The sequence below is a fragment of the Oscillospiraceae bacterium genome (genome assembly GCA_025758045.1).
Classification (GTDB): Bacteria; Bacillota; Clostridia; order Oscillospirales; family Ruminococcaceae; genus Gemmiger.
The window spans coordinates 2370288-2391283 of sequence record CP107208.1 but is presented as its reverse complement, the minus strand read 5'-3'; the positions used below and the strand labels follow the sequence as shown (position 1 = coordinate 2391283).

Here is a 20996-nt window from a genome sequence, read left to right as displayed (position 1 = left end):
CCGTTTTTAATGATTTGTAATACCAAGGAGCTGTATGGTTTCGTTAAAAATCAGCGATCTAAGGAAGACATTCTTCACGCCCACAAAACTATCCCATCCTAAAAGCCGCTCAATCAACAAGAAAGCGTTAGCTGGAATTTCGATTGAACTTAATTCTGGTCTTTATGGTCTCCTCGGCCCTAATGGTGCGGGAAAATCCACCTTGATTCATATCATAACTGGCAGTCTTGCCCCAGATTCCGGAGAGGTTCTCTGGTGCGGCAAGCCAGCAATGGGTATAGGCTTCCGCCGCATTCTTGGCTATATGCCGCAGCAGCAGGGGCTGTATGATAGCTATACTGGGCGGCGTTTTCTTGCCTACATGGCCGCCTTGAAAGAAATTCCTCGAAAAGCTGTTGCAGCCGAGGTGGATCGCGTAGCAGCCGCCGTAAATTTAACCGCCGAGTTGGACAAGCGCCTTTCTGCTTATTCCGGCGGTATGAAGCAGCGCCTGCTGTTGGCATCCGCTCTGCTTGGAGATCCGAAGCTGTTGATTTTAGACGAACCAACGGCAGGCCTTGACCCTAAAGAGCGCGTCCGTCTGCGCGAACTGCTGGCAGATATGGCTAAGGATCGAATCATCCTTGTGGCAACACATGTTGTTTCGGATGTGGAAACGGTGGCAACCAAAGTTATTTTGCTGCGCGCCGGCAAGATTGTGGATGCTGCACCTGTGCCGGAGCTTATTGAAAAATACGCTCCCGGCCAAGGGCTTGAAGATGTGTACCTGAACGTGTTTGGTGAGGGAGACGGTAAATGAGCCTGTTTTTTGCTGAACTCCGCAAAGTCTGGGGCAGCCGAGTGTTCCCTGCCCTGTTGGCTATACTGGCGGCTGCCAATCTCCTACTGCTGTGGATGGGTACTCGCCCCACGGCCAAACAGCCTCCCGCATCAGCCTATCACGCAGTAGGTGCCGAGCTTTCCGATAAAACCCTGGAAGAAAAAGGGACCTTTCTTCACGACAAATACACTGAGATAGAAAGCCTTGTGAAAATCGGGCAGTATTATCGGGAACAGGCTTACGGCGGCTATGGACTCACTCAGTATCGGCAGGACAACGCCGCTATGTTCGATGCCTATGAACAAGAGTACACAGATAAGACCTATACTCTGTTCACGGATAACTTGAACACAGAGTACCGCCTGTTCAGCCAGCTGCAAAGCGAATATGACACCGTGGCGGCCTACAGCGACTTTCTGGATGGCGTTCAGACCAAGGCATCCCAACTGTCCGGCATCTCAATTTTTCAAAACGACCGTACCGGGTACGATTTGAAAAACATCGAATTGACCGCACAGGTTTACGCCGGACTAACCGAGACACCCATAGATTATTACCCGCAGAAAGGTCTGTACACGGCCATCAGCTATGCGTTCACCGACCTTATCCTGCTGGCATCTATGCTCTTACTTGCGTTGATTCTTGTGCGCCAAGAGCGCGACAGCGGCTTGTTGAGTTTGATTCGTAGTCTCCCCGGTGGGCGGCTGAAAACGGCCATTGCAAAGCTGGCGGCATTTGCTGCCAGCTTATTGGTCGTTCTGATGGTGCTGTATGGGGTCAATCTTGCATACTGTTCGGCATTGTTCAGCCTTGGCCCCATGAGCCGCACGATTCAAAGCGTTCCGGCTTTGATGCGCTGTACCATGCAGATTACCGTTGGCCAGTATCTTTTTCGGTTTTTACTTGCTAAGTGGGCCGGTGCGTTTGTGATGGGGCTGTGGGTCATGCTGGCTGCCCTTATCGCCAAACGTGCTGCGGCCGGTTGGATTGGTGCGTTGGCGCTGCCTTTGGCGATGTATGGCATCCGTGCTGCGATTCCTGCCACGAGCCATTTGAATGTCATAAAGTATGCCAATATGGTAAGCCTGCTGCAGACCAATGAGTTGCTGGGAAACTACCGGAATCTTTTCTGGTTTGGTAATCCTGTCAGCCTGCCGTTGGTCGAATGGTTGACGGCAGCCGTTTTTGGCGGCAGCTTGTTTGTGGCATTCTGTACGGTATTTGCCAAGGCACAGCTACTGCCGGCTGCCAAGCACAGCTTTGCACTTCCGTTTTCCCGTAAAACGCGTGCGACCTCTGTTACCCATGAAGAGGGCAGGAAGTTATTGCTGATGAATGGAGCCGCAGTATTCTTGGCAGCGTTTCTGGTGTTTGGAATCTATCAGGGCGTGACGGCGGAGAGCTACATAGACGCGGACGAAATTTACTATGCCTATTATATGAAGCATATTTCCGGCCCGTGGAGCGAAGAAAGCCGCGACTGGATACGAAATCAGCGTAACGAGTTTATTCCCATGCTGGAGACACAGAAGCGTGTCAACAGCGGCGAATTGAGCAGTGATGCGTTGCTGGCCTACAGTTCACTGCAGCAGAAATATTCTGTCTATCAGCGTGTAGTGCAGTCCAACATCAATTACTATCTGAAAGAGAATCCCGGTGCATGGCTTGTCTATGAAACCGGATATAAAAAGCTGTTCGGCTTTACCGGCACCGGCGATGTACAGGATACACTTCTGGCGGGGCTACTGTGTGCGCTGTGCTTCAGCGGCTTATTTGCAATGGAACGCAAAGGCGGCATGGATGAGATTCTGGCAACCACATCACTGGGCCGCAAACACACTGTAAAGGCAAAGCTGCGGCAAAGTACCGCTGTGGCAGCGGTTATATCGTTCGGAACCGTTCTGCCCCACCTGTGGCAGGTGCTGCGTGACTATGGCTTGCCCTCTTTGCTGGGACCTGCGATGAGTATTTCCGACTTGCAGGCTGTACCCAAGTTTATAACCCTGTCGGATTTGCTGATTTTCTGGTTAATCTGCCGTTTTGCCGCCTGCCTCTGCATGAGCCGGATCACCTTATGGCTTGGACAGAAATTGGGGAATTTGCTGACTGCGCTCTTTATCAGTGCAGTTGCCTATTGCCTGCCCGCGCTGCTGAGCCTTTCCGGAATGAAAAATGGTATCGAGTGGCTGGGATTCTATCCTCTATTCCATGCTGCAGCGCTCTGGCAAAACAAAGGCTATAACGCCAACGGAGAAAGCTACAACGCAATGTGGATTCCGATTTTTCTGGTATGCGCAGCATTCTTCCTCGCATGGGCGATTGGTCAGGCCCTTATTGATGACTATGACATGATAGGTGTTCCAGATGAAGTATTATAAAAATCTGTCCATCGATGAAAGTAATTTCTCCGTTCAAAGGCAAGGCTGCCGCATTCACCTAACAACCACAGAATATCAACTATTCATTACGCTGCTCGACCATTCTGGGCACATCTGCTCCCGAAACTTTCTGCTGGCATCTGCATGGAATATCACCGTGCCGATTCAGACGCGAACGGTTGATGTGCATATCGCAAAGCTGCGGAAGAAACTGAATCTAGGCCCGGATGATTTAAAAACCGTAATGGGACGGGGGTATGCACTTTCTATGCACGAAAGCTGTAGAGCAAATCGCTCATTATGAGAGTCGCTTTATTCTGATTGCCGATATGGAGGTAAAGATGGATAAATTATACTGGGGTGCTGTCGTAATTTTTGCAATAGGCTGGTATATTGAGCAACGTATGTATGTGGATGGCTACACACGGCGCAAACGCGATCCGTATAAGCCAATTGATTATTTAGGTGTGTTCAGCATCGGCGAATTTGTCGGTTACCTTATACGGAGTCTTGTTGCCCCTGCATTTGTATGGTTTCCTGACATTCTTATTGGGATGCCCGACAACCTTATTCAAGCCATTGCAGCTGTGTGGTTGGTTGTGATGTCCATTTTTGTTCCCACCGTGATTGAGCGTGCGATTGACGGGTTCTAATAATAGCTTGGTCCTTGCACAACTTACCAATGCCCTTGTAAACAAAACCAAAATCCGCATCGATATTGCCGACATGTGCGATTTCGATGCGGATTTTTTCTTTTTCTTTGCAAATTGTGCGTCAAAATCATTGATTTCTCTCTGTTTAGTAGTTGAAAGAATTCTTTCGACAAACTAAAACAGGGAGTATTTTTATGCCATTCAAAAGACAGAAATCCAATGTATCCCCGCATTATCACGACACACGGACGCTTTTGCGGAAGTACCGGGATGTCATGTGGAATTTGGAAGTATCAGATCTCGATTTGCAAGAGGAATTCAAGGCCGAATATGGGCTGTCCACGGACGCACTGTTTGTTGACAGCGAGGTCAACAAGGGCGGCAACCGGCTGGAAAGCTATGCCCGCGCCTTGGAACGCAGCAAAAAAATGATGCAGATCATCGACACCGCGATTGACCTGATGCGCCGCAAACACAAAAAGGGCGAGTTTTATTACTGGATTTTGTACTATGCCTATCTCTCCCCGCAGCAGTGCGAGAATGCGGGTGCAATTTTGCAGTTGCTCGAAACCAAGGGTATCTCCATTTCTCTGCGCACCTACTATGTTCACCGGGATGAAGCTATTGAGGTTCTCAGTTCGATTTTGTGGGGCTACACTTCCCAGGACTGCGAGAAAATCACCAATTTGCTGACACCCGATTGACCCTACACAACCTTCGCAATAAATCTGCGTTGCAAAGCTGTGCCGACGACTTTATTCTGTATAGAACAGAAAACGCCCGCGCTTGTCAGGCGCGGGCGTTATAAAAAGGAGAAACCGCGATTTTGCTTTACGCAAAACGCAGAATGAGAAGGGGGTATCAGGTTTTTATCAGCAGTATTTCTCAATTACTTTCTGCATAGCATCCCAGTTTTCTTCCATGCCGGAGGTCAGCTTGAACTGGGTGCGGGCGCGGTTAAGGTTCTGCTGTTCATAGTTAATGTGGAAGTAGTGGTCTCCCTCGAGATAATCGGAGAGGAAGCGCATGCCGCATTCCATTGTCATCAGCTTGGCGCCCCAGGGCAGGGTCTGTTTCTCTAAAGGCGTGAACGCCTCCCCTGCTGCCTGCAAGAAGCCCTTGGTGTAAATTTCAAACAGTTCCATGCTAAAATTCACTTTCGAGAGGTCAGCTTCATCCTCGGCGCAATGGTTGGCACCGAAGCGGATGGAATCGCCGAAGTCATTGGCGGCAAGGCCCGGCATGACGGTGTCAAGGTCGATGACGCAAAGGCCCTCCCCCGTCGTTTTGTCGAGCAGGATATTGTTCAGCTTGGTATCGTTGTGGGTGACGCGCAGCGGTAGCTTGCCCGCCGCCAGCAGATCCACCATCACATGATAATCAGCTTCGCGGGCGCAGACAAACTCGATCTCGCGCCGCACCTGGGCGGCGCGGCCCATGCGGTCCTCGGCTACAGCGCGCTGGAAATCAGCGAAGCGCTTGGGTGTGTCGTGGAAGTGTGGGATCGTCTCATGGAGGGTGTGGGCCGGATAAGCGGCAAGCTGATGCTGGAAATTGCCGAACGCAACGGCGCTTTGGTAAAAATCCTCGGCAGATTGCACCTGCTGCAAGCAGACGGTGTTCTCCACAAAATCATAGACACGCCAGCAGCTGCCATCGGCGGCTTGGTAATAAGGCTTTTCTGCCGCAGTAGGCACTACATGGAGCGTGGCACGCGCAGGGTCAGCCCCGCGCTGTTTAGCTTTTTCACGCAGAAAATCCGTTACGCCGCAGATATTTTCCATCAAGCCGGCGGGGTCCTTGAAGGTATCGGTGTTGATCTTTTGCAGGATGTAGCGCTTTGCGCCCTGCGCAGACGTTACCGTGAGGGCATACGTCTGGTTGATATGCCCCTCGCCATAGGGAACCGGCTCGGACACCGAACCGTTCCACCGCCAGGCGGCTAAAATCTCATTCATCATAAAATATCCTCTCAGTTTTTGTTTATGCCGCGATGCTGTACAGCACGACACCGGCCATGGCAGCCCCCGCCATGACCTTGATGGGACTGGGCTTCCACTTACGCAGAATAAAGAAGCCCACAAGGAAAACAGCCAGGGCAATCAGATCCATGCTGCCCAAATCAGCCGGGAAAGTGCGCTGCCCGTACAGGGCCATGCACAACAGGGAGATGCCGGCGGAAGCGATCATGGCAATAACAGCAGGCCGCAGCCCGGCCAGGATGCCCTGCATAACGCTTAGACCGCGGAAACGGTAATACACGTAGGCCAGCGTCATGACGATGACGCAGGACGGGAAAATACAGCCGATCGTGGCAATCAGTGCCCCCGGCAGACCCGCCACCTGAATACCAACAAACGTAGCAGCGTTTACGGCGATGGGGCCGGGGGTCATTTCGGCAATGGCCATAATGTCCGCGAAGCCCGTCATCGTCAGCCAGGGGTGAATATCCACGACTTGGTTTTGAATCAGGGGCATGGCCGCATAGCCGCCGCCGATGCTGAACAGGCCGATTTGGAAAAAGCTCCAGAACAGTTCCAGGTAGATCATTTGTCGTCCTCCCGCTTTTGCAGATACAGAGTATCCAGTGCGCCGATGACACCGCAGACCAAAATAATTAAAATGATATTCACCGAGAAGAAACGGGTCGCCAAAAAAGCCGCCAGCATGACCGCGATGGGCAGCCAGCGCTTCTTTTTCAGGATGGGCCACGCCATATTGATGACCACATCAAAGACAACCGCCGCCACACCGGCCAGCATACCGGCCATCGCCATACTCACATACTTGTTGGAGCGGAACGCCTGATAAAACGCGGAGATAATGGAAATGATGATAAGCGGCGGCAAGGCTGCCCCCACCACGGTAATCAGCGCACCGGGGATGCCTGCCACATGGTAGCCCACCAGAATCGAGGCATTGATGGCAATAGAGCCGGGGCTGGATTGGGCAATCGCCGTCAGGTCCAGCATTTCTTCTTCCTCGATCCAGCGCAGTTCTTTCACGAAGCGCTCGCGCATCAGGGGGATAATGACGAAGCCGCCGCCGAAGGTGCAGGCGCTCAACTTAAAGGTAGAGAGAAACAGCTGCCAGTATTTATTTTTCTTGTCCAATAGAATCTGTCTCCTTTTCAGCGGTACATTTGAACGGCGCGGACCATCTCGCACAGGCGCGGTTCCGCATAGGCAAAAAACTTTTGCAGGGCTTTGCAGTAGTAACTGCGCTGCGCAGTGTCGGTAGCATTGCGGTCGCGCTTGCAGCCGCCGCGGCACAGGCGGATCCATCTGCACTGCCGGCACTCTGCGGGGATCTGCCAGCCGTCTGTGATAAATGTCTGCATTTTCTTGCCGGTAAGCAGCGATTGCAGGGTGTCGTTTTGCACAGTTCCAAGTTTATAGGCATCCAGGCAGAAGAAGTCGCACGGGTACACGGCACCGCTACCCTCCACAACCATATAGGCACCGCAAGTACCGGTCGTGGAGCAGGTCCCCGCAGGGCTGCCCATAAGCAGATGAATATAATCCTCAAACAAACGGATGCTGATATAGGTGCTGGTTTTCCAGTCCCGATACCAGGCATCAAACATGGCACACAGGAACTGCGCGTACAGCTCCGGTGTTAAGGAGTAGTTCTGCTGCCCTTGCGGCGTATCCAACGGGTCCAGACAGGGAATGAACTGCAAATAGCGCACCCCCGTGGCTTTCATGGATTTATACACGCGCTCCGCCTTTTTGGCCAGCCGCTTGGTGACGACACACAAAAGGTTGCACTCCACGCCGCAGCGGCGCAGCAGTTTGATCGTCTGCGTGATTTTATCCCATGTCCCGTTCCCCTGTGCGTCCGGGCGCAGGGCATCATGGACATCCGGGGTGCCATCCAAGCTGATGCCCACGAGAAAATGGTCTTTGCTGAAAAATTCAGCCCATTCCTCGGTAATGGCAAGGCCGTTTGTCTGGATGGCGTACTGTACGGTGACGCGCTTCTGGTTGTACTTTCGCACCGTCTGCGTAAAGAAGCGGAAAAAATCCAGCCCGGCCAGGGTTGGCTCCCCGCCCTGAAAGGCAAACGAAACAAAGCCGCCCTGCTCAATTTCCACAAAGCAGCGCTGAATCAGCGTCTCGGCAGTCGCCCGCGTCATCATGCAGTCTTCGGGGTTCACGCGGTTTTGCTGCTCATCCCGGTAAAAGCAATATTGGCAGCGCATGTTGCAGTAGCCTGCGGCTGGTTTTATCAGGAATTGAAGCTGCTTCATAGCACCTCGGTATGCTGCAATACGGTCACGGGTGTTTTGCCCACAAGCAGGCTGTGGCCGTCGGTGTAGCCCTCTTCGCGGTTTTTCAGTGCGTTGATGAGAAGTTCGCGCAGCTCGGCTACGCGCGCTGGGTGTTCGTCCAGCACATTCTTGTTCTCGTGCGGGTCGTTGCGCAAATCAAAGTACAGCTCCCGCCCGGTCTGGGAGTACCAGATGTATTTATCCTCTTTTGTCAGGATGAAATGCATGGAATCCTCGCCAAGCGTATGCTCGCCGTGCAGATATTCACGCTCAACAGGGTGCAGCAGGCTCGTGCCGTCCACGGTTTCGGGGATCGGTGTGCCCGCCAGTTCCAGCAGCGTGGGCATAACATCCCGCAGCTCGGCCAAATCGGTGCGGACCGTGCCGTGCTTGCCGACATAACGCTCCGGCCCGGAGATAAACAGCGGCACATGGATGCTGCCCTGAAACGGCTTGGCTTTTTGGAACATCAGGTGGTCACCCAGCATCTCGCCGTGGTCGGAGACAAACAGAATAATCGTATTGTCCATAATCTGTTCCTCCACCAACGCGGAGACTAAGCGCCCGATTTGGTGATCCATGTGGGTAATCGCCGCATAGTAGCCCGCCCGCAGCTGCTGGATGTAGCTCTCATCCGAGGGTGCCGTCTGGGCATGGTAGCTGTGGCCGTCGCGCTCCCAGCGGACGCAGTCGTTCCAGTCGCCGCGCCAAGGCTCGGCCAGCGGCTTATCTTTGTACAAATTCAGGTAGTATTCCGGGGCATCCAGCGGCGGGTGCGGCCGCACGAAGCTGGCCATCAAGAAGAACGGTTTAGAACGGTCACGGCGGCGCAGAAAATCCCTGCACTCGCTGGCGACCCAGTTGGTGGGATGGTACTTTTCTTCGTAAATCCACGGACGGACCACCCAACTGTTGCAGTCCAAGCCAGTATCTACGGGGTCTGCATCCACGCCAAGCTGCTGTTTGAGCCACCAATAATAATCATCGGCCACGCGCTGGTCTTCATAACTGGGCGTGGTGGGGCGGCGGTAGGCATGGAGATAGCCGTCATGCAGTCGCACATCGTTAAAGCCCAGGTTGTTGCGCAGCGGGTGGACGTGCATTTTACCGACGCACTGGGTATAGTAGCCCGCCTTGCTCAGTTCCCCAGCCAGCGTGTGGGGGTACTCCCACGGGATCAAATCTTCGTAGCCAACGCGGCCCGTGTGCTCCTGGGACATGCCGGTATACAGCGTGGCGCGGGCGGGAACGCAGGTCGGGCAGGCGGAATAGGCGTTTTCATAGCGCACACCCTCGGCGGCCAGGGCATCCAAAAACGGCGTTTTCACATCCGGATGCCCGGCAATACCCAGGCAGTCGCCGCGCATCTGGTCTGCCATAAGCAGGATAATATTGGGACGTTTATCCATAATAAACCCCTTATCATTGTTTTTGCAGGTAAAGGCGTGCCGCACAAACACGGCACGCCTTTGTCTGTTTTACAGATTATACCACTTGATCTCGTTCGCGTCCATGTGCAGGTCGAAGCTGCTGCCATCGCCGGTATAAACGGTGGTATCCTGCGGCTCGTAGGTGTTGTTTACCACGCAATACTTGCCGTTCTTGACGTAGGCATGTACTTCGACATTGTAGTTCGTGCTGAACCACTTGTGCAGGTCGGCCTCATCGTGGGCAGCCCACAGAATAGCGCGGTACAGCACGCGGTTGTTCACAAAGCTGTAGGGCAGGCCGCTGATGTACACGCCGCGGCCCTTGCCATACTCGTGCGCGGCCATCTGCACTTCCTTGTCGCGCTGAATCAGAATCTCGGTGCCTTCCAGCGCAAAGATGCTCTTCTTCCCCTCGCCGAAGTCCACGTCATGGTCGGGGCAGTCGGTCAGAATAAAGTGGTCACGGTGCTCGTCCCAGTTGTACTTGTCGTAGTTAAGCGTGAAGCCGGTTTCTTTCTCCACGCCGAGCGGTGCGGACAGCTGCAAATAGCGCCCCTGATACTGGTGACCGCCGGGTTCGCCGACACCGATCAGACCGCCGCCGCGATGGACAAAGCCCTTGACGGCGGAGGAAACATCCGGGTCCTCCCAGACCTTGCCGCCGGTGTGGGCGGTGTCGCCGTCGCCGACGTTGATGAGGACGTCGATGCCGTCCAGCACCTTCGGGTCGGCTTTGATATCGTCAAAGCTGATAAACCTCACATCAAACGGTGCGCCGGACAACGCTTCGATCACGCCCGCATAGCTGTAATTCTGCTTCTGGTACAGCGCATGGTGGACCATGTGGCAGCCCCACGCGCGTTGCTGCCCCCAGCTGTTCAGCACAGCCACAGTCTTGACGCAGTAGGGCGTGGTGCCCTTGATGTTCTCGTACAGTTCGCGGAACTCGTTGCAGACGCTCTCGACATAGTCGAGGAACTCCGGGAACTCGCAGGCAAGTTTCAGATAGCCGCCGTAGCCGATGCGGTCAATGGGCTTGCGCAGGATGGCGCGGCGTGCGGTGACCCAGTTTTCCTTGGCTTCGCGCACAGGGTCGCCGCCCTCGTGGAAGGTATCGGGGAAGAAGTAGGGCAGGAAGCGACCCTCGGTGTACTTGACGCCGGGAATGTCGGAAATCAGGCGCAGGGTGCTGCCGTTGCCGACACTGCCGACAATGGCATCCACGCCGGACTGCTGAAATTCCGGCATAAACGGCTCACAGCCGATCCAGTGGTCACCCAGGAACATCATGGCTTCCTTGCCGTAGGCGTGGACGATGTCGGTCATTTCCTTCATCAGCCCGGCGACCTCGCGGCGCTGGAATGCCTGGAAATCCTTATATTCCTTGCTCGGCACACGGTACTGGTTGTTGTAGTAGCCCTGGTCGATGATGAACTCCGGGCGGAACTTGTAGCCGACTTCCTTCTCAAACTGTTCCAAAATATAGGGGCAGACAGAAGCCGAATAGCCGTACCAGTCCACGTACTTCTCGCGGCGCAGCTCGTCAAACACCAGCGTGAACAGGTGGAAGAAGGTCGTAAAGCGCACAACGTTGACATAGGGGTGGCTTTCCAGATACTCGCGCAGACGGCGCAGGGTGTAGGCGTGGGTCTTGGGCTGGCGCACATCGAACGGGATCTGGTGTTCGACATCCTTCCAGTCATTGATGACGGAGTTGTACATATGAACAGGGTCCCAGATCAGGTACGCCAAAAAGCTGACCGTGTACTCGTGGTAGGCGGCGGGGGGGTCGATGACAACGCTTTCGCGGGCGGCATCATAGTGCCAGTCGGCGGTGGGGACAGGCTCGCCCGTCGTGCGGTCCATGACCTCCCACCAGCGGGCAATATCGTCATGGTCGTTGACTTTCATCAGTTCACGGCTGATGCCCGTCATCAGGGGGATGGTCAGCGCACCGCCTTCAGCGGTGTAGAACGGCGTCATAATGTAGCACTGCTGGGTTTCGTCGGGGTTGGCCTTTGCCCATGCGTTGTCCTTACGGGTAGTGTAATAGGTGGCGTAAATCTTTGCGCCGGTGTCCTTTAGCTCCTGCGGGAACTCAGTGCCATCGCAGTCGCGGATGGCATCCGCGCCCCAGCGCTTCAACAGGTCGAGGGTTTCAGACACTGCGTCCGTATCAGTGGGAATCGTCACGCGGCCCATTTTTCTTACATCATTCATATAAGGATTCTCCTTGAAACGTAATATTTTGAATGGAGGAAAGTCAAATCAGCCCTTAACGCCGCCACTGGTAGCACCGACAATAATCTTTTCAGACAGGAAAAGATACAGCAGGAAAGTAGGCATGAACACAATGATAACTGCGGCAAACATAGCACCGTACTGGCCGGAATATTTCATTGCGTTGACAATCTGCAACAAACCGACACCAACAGGGGTCATAGAATCGCTGGTAGTGAAAATCAACGCCATGAAGAACTCGTTCCACACAGACATGAAGTTGAAAATCGTAACCGTAATAATGGCGGGCTGAACCAGCGGCAGCATAATCTGCCAGAACGTCCGAGAATGGCTGCATCCGTCAATGTAGGCCGCCTCCTCATAAGACCGGGACAGTGAGGAGAAGAAATCCAGTAGGTAAATCGTGGTATACGGTACGCGCAGCATAATGTACAGCACAACCAACAGCACGCGCCCCTTGATGCCCCACTGCACAGCCAAAGAGTAGAGAGGCATGATGATCATAATGGTGGGAACACTCATGGCAATGACCAAGCCGATACGGATGGCCTTACCGCCGACAAACTTCCAGCGAGAAAGCACATAAGCACCGGGCGCGGAAATAAGCAATACGCCCACACAGGAAACAATAGCATAAACCAAGCTGTTGAAGAAATACAGCGATACATTTTGGGTGTTCCAAGCTGTGACGTAGTTATCCCACTTCAGGCCATTGGAAAAGTCCATAACACGGCCCGTCAGAATTTCCTTTGTTGAGGAAAGGCTGGCGCAGACAATCCAGAACAGGATGGCAGCCGTAAGCGCGACCCACGCGCAAACAATGATATAACCGGGCAGAAGCTGAAGCTCTTTCTTCCAGTTGATTCTATCGTGATATTTTCCCATAACTGCTCTCCTACCTTAATACTCCAGATCCGAGTCTTTCAAGATCAGGTTGGTGATAACGTACACAACAATGATAATCAAAGTCAGCACAACGCCAATCGCTGCGCCTGCACCAGCATCGCGCTCGACAACGCCCTTGCCGCCAAACACCGTATCGTACAGGTACACAACGGGCACAATGGTGGCCGTTTCCGTGTTAATGGGGGAGAACATCTTCGTCCACAGGAAGAATGTGGTAGCATTGATGCTCCAGAAAGTAACGCAGGTACGGATGACGCCTTTCAGCAGGGGCAGCGTAATCTGGAAGAAGCGGTCAAAGATATTCGCGCCGTCGATAGTGGCAGCTTCGTACAAATCCTGCGGGATACCTTCGATGCCGCTGATGAAAATCAGCATATAGTAACCAACACTGCCAAAAATGAAAGCAATCATCATAGCCCAGAAAATCAGGTCCGTACCCAGCCAGCGGACATTCTCGCCGCCGAATGCTTTGACGATCTGGTTCAGCAGACCATAATCATAGTTGAACACATACTGAATCCACATGGTGGCCAGTGCCACGGCGCTGATGATATTGGGCATATAAATGGCGGCCTTGAAGAATTTTGCGCCGCGGATGCCACTGGTCAAAATCACGGCCATCAACATGGACAGGCACATGGTAATGATGCCGCCTACCAGCCAAATCATCACCATGTTTTTTATGGAACTGATAAAACCGGCATTGCGCAGGATTTTGAAATAGTTTTGCAGCCCATAGAAGCTCCATGTGCTTGTAGATGCCGTAAGGCTCTCTACCTTAAAGAAACTCATGATAACTGTCCGAACGACCGGATAGACATACATGAACAACAGGCAAAGAACGGTGGGCAGAATGAATAGGAAAATCATTGTCTTGTTCTTTTTCATACTGGTAATACCTCAAAAATGAAATGTCATAAGCAAAGGCGGCCCCCATTCAGGTGCCGCCTCTGTTCAGATTGAGGGAATCCTGAATAAATCCATTACAGCCGCACCGCTTGACGGCGTACCGTGATTTATTATAGGATTAGCCGCACAGGGTATCCAAGTAAGCGCAGTAGTCAGCGCCGGTTGCGTACTTGCCTTCGAACAGCTCAATCATGGAACTCTTGATGGAGGACCAGCCGTCCAGCGTGTTCAGAGAACCGCACCAGCTCATCGGGGTGGTGGTGTTCTTCAGCGTCTCAACAGAACCGGCCAGGACAGACTCTTTCAGGCGGGTGTCAGCGGGAATCTGGCCGCCGTTGTCAACCAGTTCCTGACCGCAAGTGCCGGTAACGATGGTCATAATGAAGTCAAATGCAGCCTGCGGGTTCTCGCAGTTAGAGGAGATGGCCAGAGAGTTTGCACCGGCGTAAGCAGAAGCATCAACATTGCCCTCGACTTCGGGATAGTTGAAGAAGCCCCAGTTTACAGGCTCGCCAACCGCAGCGTCAACCTCAGAAGTGACATAGTTTGCGCAAACAACCATAGCAGCCGTGCCAAGGCCAACCTTGGTCTGGCTGGCGGGGTAGGCATCAGGTGCGCCTTCGGCCAGATAACCAGCGTTCACGAAATCAATGATTTCCTGCGCAGCCGCCACAGCAGCTTCATTATCAGCCCAGCCGCCGTTCTTGCCCAGTTCAGCAATGGCGTCCTCACCCAGATGACGAACCAGATGGTTGTAGAAGTTGAAGTTTGCGTAAGCACCGTCCAGCGCCAGCGGCTCATAGCCGTTGTCTTTCAGGGTCTGGCAGACAGTCAGGAACTCATCCCAAGTCTTGGGGGTGTCGGTAATGCCACAGGCATCGAAAGCGTCCTTGTTGTAGAAGATACCGCCAATCTGGGGCTGCTCTACGATGGAGTTCAGGTAGCCAGCCCATTCTTTGGACTGATCGTTAAAGCAAGCGTAGCTGAAGTCATCATAACCGACAGCGTCTGCCATCTCGGTCAGGTCGTAGGTGTAGGGAGCGTAAGCGTGGCCGATACGGTTGTAATCATCCTCGAAGATGTCCAGTTTTTCGCCAGATTCCAGCGCGGCAGAAATCAGGGTGTTGACATCGCGGCCTTTCCACTCGATGTTGACGTGTGCGCCAGTTTCAGCCTCGAAAGCGTCAGCGGCGGCCTGAATTGCATTTGCCTGAACCTCACCGGCAGACCACATAGACCACATGGTCAACTCAACGCCCTCATACTTCTTGCCATCAGTAGCCGTAGACTCGGCAGCCGTGGATTCAGCCGGAGCAGTAGAGGTAGCTTCCGAACTTTGAGCGCTGCCACCACAAGCAGCCAGAGATGCTGCCATAGCAGAAGCCATCAAAAGTGCAACGATTTTCTTCATTTGTATTTTCCTCCTAAGTGTAATTTCTATGTCGGGATTTCATCCCTTTCGCGGTGACTTAAGTGTAGTGCTTTTCACATCATTTATCAATTATTATATTGCTCATCATTTTAGCAATATTGTTATTCACCGTTTTTTCGGCACAACGTCCGACTTTCGCGTCTGAAAATTGTGCACTTTACACGTTTGTATTTCGAAACAAAGCAACATATTGATAAAATCGCCCAAAAAACTCGTTGCATTTTTCGGACGTGTGCCATATAATAGAATTATGACAATATATCAAAAAGTTCGGAGGCCTCGCCATGAGCCACATCAACTATGCTTTCAACCCGGAGGATGACGCACTCCCCCGCGACAAGATGAAGCTGCGCAATATAGCCTCTACAAAATACAGCGGCGATTGGCCCTCCATCCCACATTCCCATAGCTACGCAGAGCTATTTTATATTGTCGATGGCGAGGGGCAGTTTCAGATCAATGACAAGCTGTTCCCCGTGCAGGCGCACCAGCTGGTCGTGGTCAATCCCAACGTCATCCACACCGAAGTCAGCTTTGAATCACACCCGTTGGAATATATTGTGCTTGGCATCGAAGGGCTGGAATTTACGATTTCCGATGCCGCCGAGGGCAGCTTTTGCATTTATACCTTTAAAGAGGATAACGATGTGCTGGTCTGTATGCGCAAGATCCTGCGGGAAATGCAGAACCGAGAGTCGAGTTTCCAGATACTTTGCCAGGCCTACATGGATATTATCGTTGTACAGCTGATGCGCAACGCCAGTGTTTCGGCTGTGCCGATCCACTCCCGCCTGCCTGCCAACCGCCAGTGTGCAACGGTAAAGCGCTACATTGACCACCATTATAAGGAAAATATCACGCTGGACCAGCTGGCAGAAAAGGTCAGCATCACCAAATATTATATGGTACACGCCTTTAAGCGCGAATACGGTGTTTCGCCCATCAATTATATCATCAACTGCCGCATAAAAGAAGGAAAGCGTCTCCTGGCCGAGACGGACCTTTCTCTCTCTCAGATCGCAGCTATTCTGGGCTTTTCTTCTTCCAGCTACTTCTCCCAAACTTTCCGCAATGCAGAAGGAACCTCGCCAACAGAGTACCGGAAAGCAAACCAGGTGAAATTTTAACATTTGTTTTCGTTTAATAGGTTTTCCCTTTATGGCCGAAATTTCACAAAAGACTGCCATCGGGTCTGCGCCAATACCATTTTGTATCAGTTGAAACCGGAAATGATGGTGCCCAATGTTATCTGCGCTGCCAATATAGTCAATCACTTCCCCGCCGTTACCGCTTCACCTGCGGTAACGGCGCTTTGCGTTATATGGGAATATCTATATTACTGTCTTGCCTCTCCAAGTATCAACCGCACAAGGAATTTTGTACAGGAACTGGTTTTGTGATAAAAATAGGGCTGCCGTCTCATGACAGCTCTATTTTCATTTCTACGTTTGAATATCTTTTGTTGCTGGCATCACTGTCCTATGCTACAAAATTGCGAGAAAATCACCAATCTCCTTACCCCTGATTGAACCTGCACAACATCCGCAATACATCCGCAGAGCGAAAGCCTTTTTTCCTGCACAGCCAATTTGTTATTATGGTAATGGTCTACTTTTGGCAACTCATAAAGCATTTTTACACACAGGAGGTTTCAATGATCAAGAAAAACACGTATTCTTTTTACCACAAGCGCATAAGGACAGCCCTTTGCGCTGTCCTATGCAGTGTACTGACCGCAATGCCCGCTTTTGCAACCGGCAAGGATAATTCTCCCACCGCCGCAGCCAGCACAACCGTCTGGACGAAAGCCAGCGAGATCATGCAGGATGTCTACTCGCAAATCATCTCTATCTCCACCGTCACAGCTGTAGTCTGCGCCGCCGTTGCCCTGCTGCTGATGAACTTTTCCAAGAACGGCAAGACCGTGGATGATTCCCGCGCATGGCTTAAGCGCATTGCCATCACCTGGGCGATTCTGAACGGTCTCGGCTTCATCATGGCCTACGTTACGCCGTTCTTCCAGGGCGGCACTTGGAATCCGTAAACCTGCGCGGAATTGCAGCAAGGAGGTGAACGCCTTTGGGCATTTTAGATGGCATTGTGGATTGGCTGGCAACGCAGGTGATGAATTTGCTGGATTTGGCATCAACATCAGTACTTGGCGCGCTGGGCTGCAATATGGATACGTTCAAGCGGTACTTTCCTGCCGCATCGTCCATGTACGAGATTTTTATCTGGACAGCCATTGGGCTGGTGCTGCTAAACCTTGTGTGGCAGCTTTACCGCTGCTATGGCGCAGGGTTTGACATTGACACCGAGAATCCCATCAATCTGGTGGTGCGCTCTGTAATTTTCCTGCTTCTGATTTGGTATTGCGATGACATCGTCAACCTTGCCTTGCAGATCGGCGGCACGCCCTACACCTGGATTCTGGACAGCAGCCTGCCCGGCGTGCAGTTTGGAGACTTCAATTCCGTGCTACTCATCATCATTGGCGTGATTGCCAACGGTTCTGTGGCCTTGATTGCACTGATTCTCGTTGTGATTCTGGCTTGGAACTACTTAAAGCTGCTTTTGGAAGCCGCCGAGCGATACGTTGTACTGGGAATTCTGGTTTTCACCGCACCCCTTGCCTTTGCTATGGGCGCGGCGCGCGGCACAAACAACATTTTCAAAAGCTGGTGCCGAATGTTCAGTGGGCAGCTTCTGCTGCTGATTATGAACGCATGGTGCTTAAAACTGTTCGTCAATATGGTCGGTGAGTTTCTCGCCAATCCGCTGTCCTTATAGGAGATTTTTTACATGAAAAAAACTCTGTTTACCCTATTCACCGCCATCAACCTTGCGCTTCTGTACTGTCCGGCCGCTTTTGCTTTGACCGAGGATGAAGCTGCTGCGGCCGTAGACGCGCATGGCAAGGATGCCGTCTCCGGCAATCTGTTCCTGTGGTTGCTGTGTGCTATCGCTTTTCTGAAAGTCAGCACCAAGCTGGACGGTATTCTGCACTCATTGGGCATCGGCGTTTCACGCTCGCCCGGCTCGATGTTGTCTGAGGCGCTACTGGCTTTTCGCGGTTTTGAAATCGGCAAAGCCTTTATGGGGCTGGGCGCTGCCAAAGCCGCCGCTTCAACAGCCACCACAAAAGTCACACCCGGCAATACCTTTGCAGGCGGGCTTTCCGGCATGGTGAGCCGCCATGTGCAGCAAAGTACGGCAAGCTCCATCAGTGGGCAGTCCGGCGGTATCGGTGTGTCCTTGGGCGGTGCCATGTACCACAACAGCCTCGGTAAAGACGGCGGCTTCGCCAGCAAGGTCATCGGGTCTATTGCCACCGGTCAGACCAGCGGCAGCATCACAGGCGACAGCGCCGTGGAAGCACTCAATGGCTATTTTGCCGGTACCAGCGATGCTGAGGCTATGCCCGTTCCTGCCACTGGCGAAAATATCCCCACCGCAATGGCAACGGCAGAAAACGATGCCGTGCTGGATGCACCTATCCCCGCCACACCGCTGGCGCTGGAGGGCGATAGCACGGTTGACGTTTCCCCTACAAGGGACAGTGAAATTGCCATGCGCGCCGGTGGCAGTCCTGCTGTTACAGAACAGACCTCCATTCCCACTTCGTCCTCTATCCAACAGGCCGCTATGAACCGTGTGCTGCTGGGGCAGATGGGCAACAGCGTCACAGATGTAGAAATCGGCGGCGGCAAGATTCAGGGGCGCGAGATCATCCCCGGCCGCGGGCAGATTCAGTTTGCCATGTACAACGCCCGTCAGTATGAGAAGCCGGAGGGCCACTTCACAGAACAGACTTCCCGCGACGGCGAAAAGTGGTATAAGGTCTACGCCACAACCCGCGTAGAAAAAACGCCTACCGTTCAGGACGAACGCGGGCGTATGCAGTATGATGAGCGTAAAGTGGCCGCCATGCCAAAAGCCCCCGCACGGAGACACTAAATGATGGAAAACGATACCCAAAATTCTCAGCAGGCCGCCTCAACGGCACTTCACAATGCGCCCAAACTTGCCAAAATCGCGCAAGCGGGAGTGCAGGGCGGTCCCGCCGGGGCTGCTACTGAAGCTGCGGTGCAGTATTGCAAGGAAATACTGGTCGTTGCCATTGCAGTCTTGCTGCTGCCGGTTCTGGTTCTGCTCATGCTGCCCGGTGCGATTTTCGGTACGCTGACACAGCCCAGCACTGCGGTCAATGATGATTTGGAAGTTGCTGCCAACGTGATGCAGCTTCGCAATGCCGTATCGGATATTTTGCAGGTTGCATACGAGGATACCCTTGCCGAAATAGAATCCGAGCGTGCAAGCCTCACCTACAGCGACATTGATGATTCCGTGGGCGGTCATGTTTCTTACAATGCCTTTCAACTCATTTCTATGTACTCCGCTTACCAAGGAGAGGACGACTATACCAAAATCAGCCTGGCTGACCTTTCCGCACAGGTACAAGCGCACCGGACAGAATATTATACCTACACTACTTCCGAGGAAGTTCGCACCGAACCTGTGCAGAAAGAGGTGCGTGGGCAAACCATAACCGTTCAAGAGGATCACACTTACACCGTTTTCACACTCTCCTATGTGGGCGATGACTACTTTGCCGACACGGTCTGGCAGCTTGACGACAAGCAGAAAAGCTGTGCCGATGCCTATGCGCATAACCTGACTGTCTATCTCCACGAAATAGAAGAACATGAGGGTATTACGATTTTGGGGCAAATCAACGATGCACTTATTGATGATACCTCCCCTGCTCCGAGCGGCGGGTTCGGCAATCCATTCAATGACCCGAACTGGGAACAGCACATTACTTCTTTCTTCGGCAAACGCGAGGATGTCGGCATTCCCGGCAAGGATACCACCAACCACAATGGCTTGGACATTGCCTATCCCTATGGCACACCAATTCTGGCAGTGGAGGGCGGCACGGTCATTAAATCAGGGTATCACGTCAGTTATGGAAATTATCTGGTCATCAACCACGGCGGCGGGTACTGTACCCTTTATGCCCATTGCAGCCAGCTTTTGGCTCAGGTTGGCGATACGGTGAACAAATACGACACCATTGCCAAAGTCGGTGCTACCGGCGATGTGACCGGAAATCATCTGCATATCTGCGTCATTATCGACGGGGTCTACGTCAACCCAAAAGGGTATCTGCACTAAAACAAAGAGGGCTGCTTCTGCCATACGCAGGAGCGGCCCTCCTATTTTTTATTTATCCGAACAGTACTGACAAATAATCTGTCCGGCCGTCCAATACCCGAAGTATCTCTATTGTGCTGTGTTCCTCGTCCACATGGTAGAAAATCAACTGCTTTGACACCACAAAGTAGCGCACATCCGTGGTGATTTCAAACTTTTCTGCCAGTGCTGCACCCATATACGGGTTATCTACCAGCAAAGATATAGCTTTCAGCAGCGCGGTCATCAGCTTTTTGGCAGCTTTCGGGTTCTTCAGCCGCCCGGCGATGTAGTCACGGGTTGCTTCCATATCCTTAACGGCGGTTCTTTTATAGATTACCCTCATTTCTCTACTCCGAACATCTTGTATACTTCATCCTCGGAGTAAGAAACCGGATCATCCTGCGCTTCCTGCAACTGCTTTGTCAGCCGGGAGAGAGCCTTTGCCTTGATGATCTCCGCGTTGTCCTCTGTTACGGCAAAGGGAAAGCCGCCAGCGTTCAGCGACTGCTGGAAAAACACGTTGATGGCATCGGTCAGGGTAAGACCGTTCTTTGCATACACAGATTCCAGTTCCTGCTTAATTTCCGGGTTGATGCGAACGCGGAACACATCCGTTTTAGCTGCCGAAACAATGTTTTCCATAAAAAAACTCCCTTCGTTCCGTGGTTTTCTTCTTATCCTTATTATACGTTCACGGCATTCGATTGTCAATCTATGTAGCTACATTGATGCCACAAGCTCATATTTGAAAATTT

General features: G+C 52.6%; 21 protein-coding genes. 10 read left to right on the top strand and 11 right to left on the bottom strand.

Features of this window, described 5'->3' with window-relative positions; genetic code table 11:
- The first annotated feature begins 34 nt into the window (after nt 1–34).
- The 5 genes from OGM81_11145 (at nt 35) to OGM81_11125 (ending at nt 4555) form a co-directional block, all read left to right on the top strand.
- On the top strand, nt 35–799 hold the full coding sequence (locus OGM81_11145; GenBank protein ID UYJ42887.1) for an ATP-binding cassette domain-containing protein: 765 nt from the start codon (nt 35–37) through the stop codon (nt 797–799).
- Nucleotides 796–3198: a hypothetical protein gene (locus OGM81_11140; protein UYJ42886.1), complete on the top strand. Its 2403-nt coding sequence runs from the start codon at nt 796–798 to the stop codon at nt 3196–3198. Before OGM81_11145 ends, OGM81_11140 begins: the two co-directional genes overlap by 4 nt.
- Nucleotides 3185–3502, top strand: coding sequence for a winged helix-turn-helix domain-containing protein (locus OGM81_11135; GenBank protein UYJ42885.1), 318 nt, complete (start codon nt 3185–3187; stop codon nt 3500–3502). The genes OGM81_11140 and OGM81_11135 overlap by 14 nt, the downstream gene beginning before the upstream one ends.
- 37 nt (nt 3503–3539) lie before the next feature.
- Nucleotides 3540–3851, top strand: a complete 312-nt coding sequence (locus OGM81_11130; protein UYJ42884.1) for a hypothetical protein — start codon at nt 3540–3542, stop codon at nt 3849–3851.
- A 194-nt stretch (nt 3852–4045) separates the two neighbouring features.
- Nucleotides 4046–4555, top strand: coding sequence for a hypothetical protein (locus tag OGM81_11125; protein UYJ42883.1), 510 nt, complete (start codon nt 4046–4048; stop codon nt 4553–4555).
- A 168-nt stretch (nt 4556–4723) separates the two neighbouring features.
- Here OGM81_11125 and OGM81_11120 read toward each other — a convergent pair whose 3' ends face one another.
- From OGM81_11120 to OGM81_11080, 9 genes are all read right to left on the bottom strand, one after another.
- A complete protein-coding gene (locus tag OGM81_11120; GenBank protein UYJ42882.1) occupies nt 4724–5812 on the bottom strand; it encodes an aminoglycoside phosphotransferase family protein in 1089 nt (362 codons plus the stop codon).
- Between the two features lie 22 nt (nt 5813–5834).
- On the bottom strand, nt 5835–6401 hold the full coding sequence (locus tag OGM81_11115) for a chromate transporter (protein ID UYJ42881.1): 567 nt from the start codon (nt 6399–6401) through the stop codon (nt 5835–5837).
- The gene (locus OGM81_11110; GenBank protein UYJ42880.1) at nt 6398–6964 is read right to left on the bottom strand and encodes a chromate transporter; all 567 of its coding nucleotides are present in this window, start codon (nt 6962–6964) and stop codon (nt 6398–6400) included. The genes OGM81_11115 and OGM81_11110 overlap by 4 nt, the downstream gene beginning before the upstream one ends.
- A gap of 17 nt (nt 6965–6981) precedes the next feature.
- A complete protein-coding gene (locus OGM81_11105; GenBank protein UYJ42879.1) occupies nt 6982–8103 on the bottom strand; it encodes an anaerobic sulfatase maturase in 1122 nt (373 codons plus the stop codon).
- Entirely contained in the window at nt 8100–9533 is a 1434-nt protein-coding gene (locus OGM81_11100) for an arylsulfatase (protein ID UYJ42878.1), read from the bottom strand. Before OGM81_11100 ends, OGM81_11105 begins: the two co-directional genes overlap by 4 nt.
- Nucleotides 9534–9602: 69 nt before the next feature.
- The gene (gene gnpA, locus OGM81_11095; GenBank protein ID UYJ42877.1) at nt 9603–11774 is read right to left on the bottom strand and encodes a 1,3-beta-galactosyl-N-acetylhexosamine phosphorylase; all 2172 of its coding nucleotides are present in this window, start codon (nt 11772–11774) and stop codon (nt 9603–9605) included.
- Nucleotides 11775–11822: 48 nt separating this feature from the next.
- Nucleotides 11823–12680: a carbohydrate ABC transporter permease gene (locus OGM81_11090; GenBank protein UYJ42876.1), complete on the bottom strand. Its 858-nt coding sequence runs from the start codon at nt 12678–12680 to the stop codon at nt 11823–11825.
- Nucleotides 12681–12695: 15 nt separating this feature from the next.
- Nucleotides 12696–13589, bottom strand: a complete 894-nt coding sequence (locus OGM81_11085) for a sugar ABC transporter permease (GenBank protein ID UYJ42875.1) — start codon at nt 13587–13589, stop codon at nt 12696–12698.
- A gap of 139 nt (nt 13590–13728) precedes the next feature.
- The gene (locus OGM81_11080) at nt 13729–15021 is read right to left on the bottom strand and encodes an ABC transporter substrate-binding protein (protein ID UYJ42874.1); all 1293 of its coding nucleotides are present in this window, start codon (nt 15019–15021) and stop codon (nt 13729–13731) included.
- Between the two features lie 305 nt (nt 15022–15326).
- Between OGM81_11080 and OGM81_11075 the strand changes: the two genes are divergently transcribed.
- The 5 genes from OGM81_11075 (at nt 15327) to OGM81_11055 (ending at nt 20220) form a co-directional block, all read left to right on the top strand.
- Nucleotides 15327–16169 (top strand): AraC family transcriptional regulator, encoded by an 843-nt coding sequence (locus tag OGM81_11075; GenBank protein ID UYJ42873.1) that lies wholly within the window; start codon nt 15327–15329, stop codon nt 16167–16169.
- Between the two features lie 611 nt (nt 16170–16780).
- The gene (locus OGM81_11070) at nt 16781–17086 is read left to right on the top strand and encodes a hypothetical protein (GenBank protein ID UYJ44999.1); all 306 of its coding nucleotides are present in this window, start codon (nt 16781–16783) and stop codon (nt 17084–17086) included.
- Nucleotides 17087–17121: 35 nt separating this feature from the next.
- Nucleotides 17122–17832, top strand: a complete 711-nt coding sequence (locus tag OGM81_11065) for a hypothetical protein (protein ID UYJ42872.1) — start codon at nt 17122–17124, stop codon at nt 17830–17832.
- Between the two features lie 12 nt (nt 17833–17844).
- Nucleotides 17845–18999, top strand: a complete 1155-nt coding sequence (locus OGM81_11060; protein ID UYJ42871.1) for a hypothetical protein — start codon at nt 17845–17847, stop codon at nt 18997–18999.
- Entirely contained in the window at nt 19000–20220 is a 1221-nt protein-coding gene (locus OGM81_11055) for a M23 family metallopeptidase (GenBank protein UYJ42870.1), read from the top strand.
- 52 nt (nt 20221–20272) lie between these two features.
- Here OGM81_11055 and OGM81_11050 read toward each other — a convergent pair whose 3' ends face one another.
- Both OGM81_11050 and OGM81_11045 read right to left on the bottom strand, forming a co-directional pair.
- The gene (locus OGM81_11050; protein UYJ42869.1) at nt 20273–20584 is read right to left on the bottom strand and encodes a type II toxin-antitoxin system RelE/ParE family toxin; all 312 of its coding nucleotides are present in this window, start codon (nt 20582–20584) and stop codon (nt 20273–20275) included.
- Complete coding sequence (locus tag OGM81_11045) at nt 20581–20883, bottom strand: type II toxin-antitoxin system RelB/DinJ family antitoxin (protein ID UYJ42868.1); 303 nt, start codon at nt 20881–20883, stop codon at nt 20581–20583. The genes OGM81_11050 and OGM81_11045 overlap by 4 nt, the downstream gene beginning before the upstream one ends.
- Nucleotides 20884–20996 lie beyond the last annotated feature (113 nt).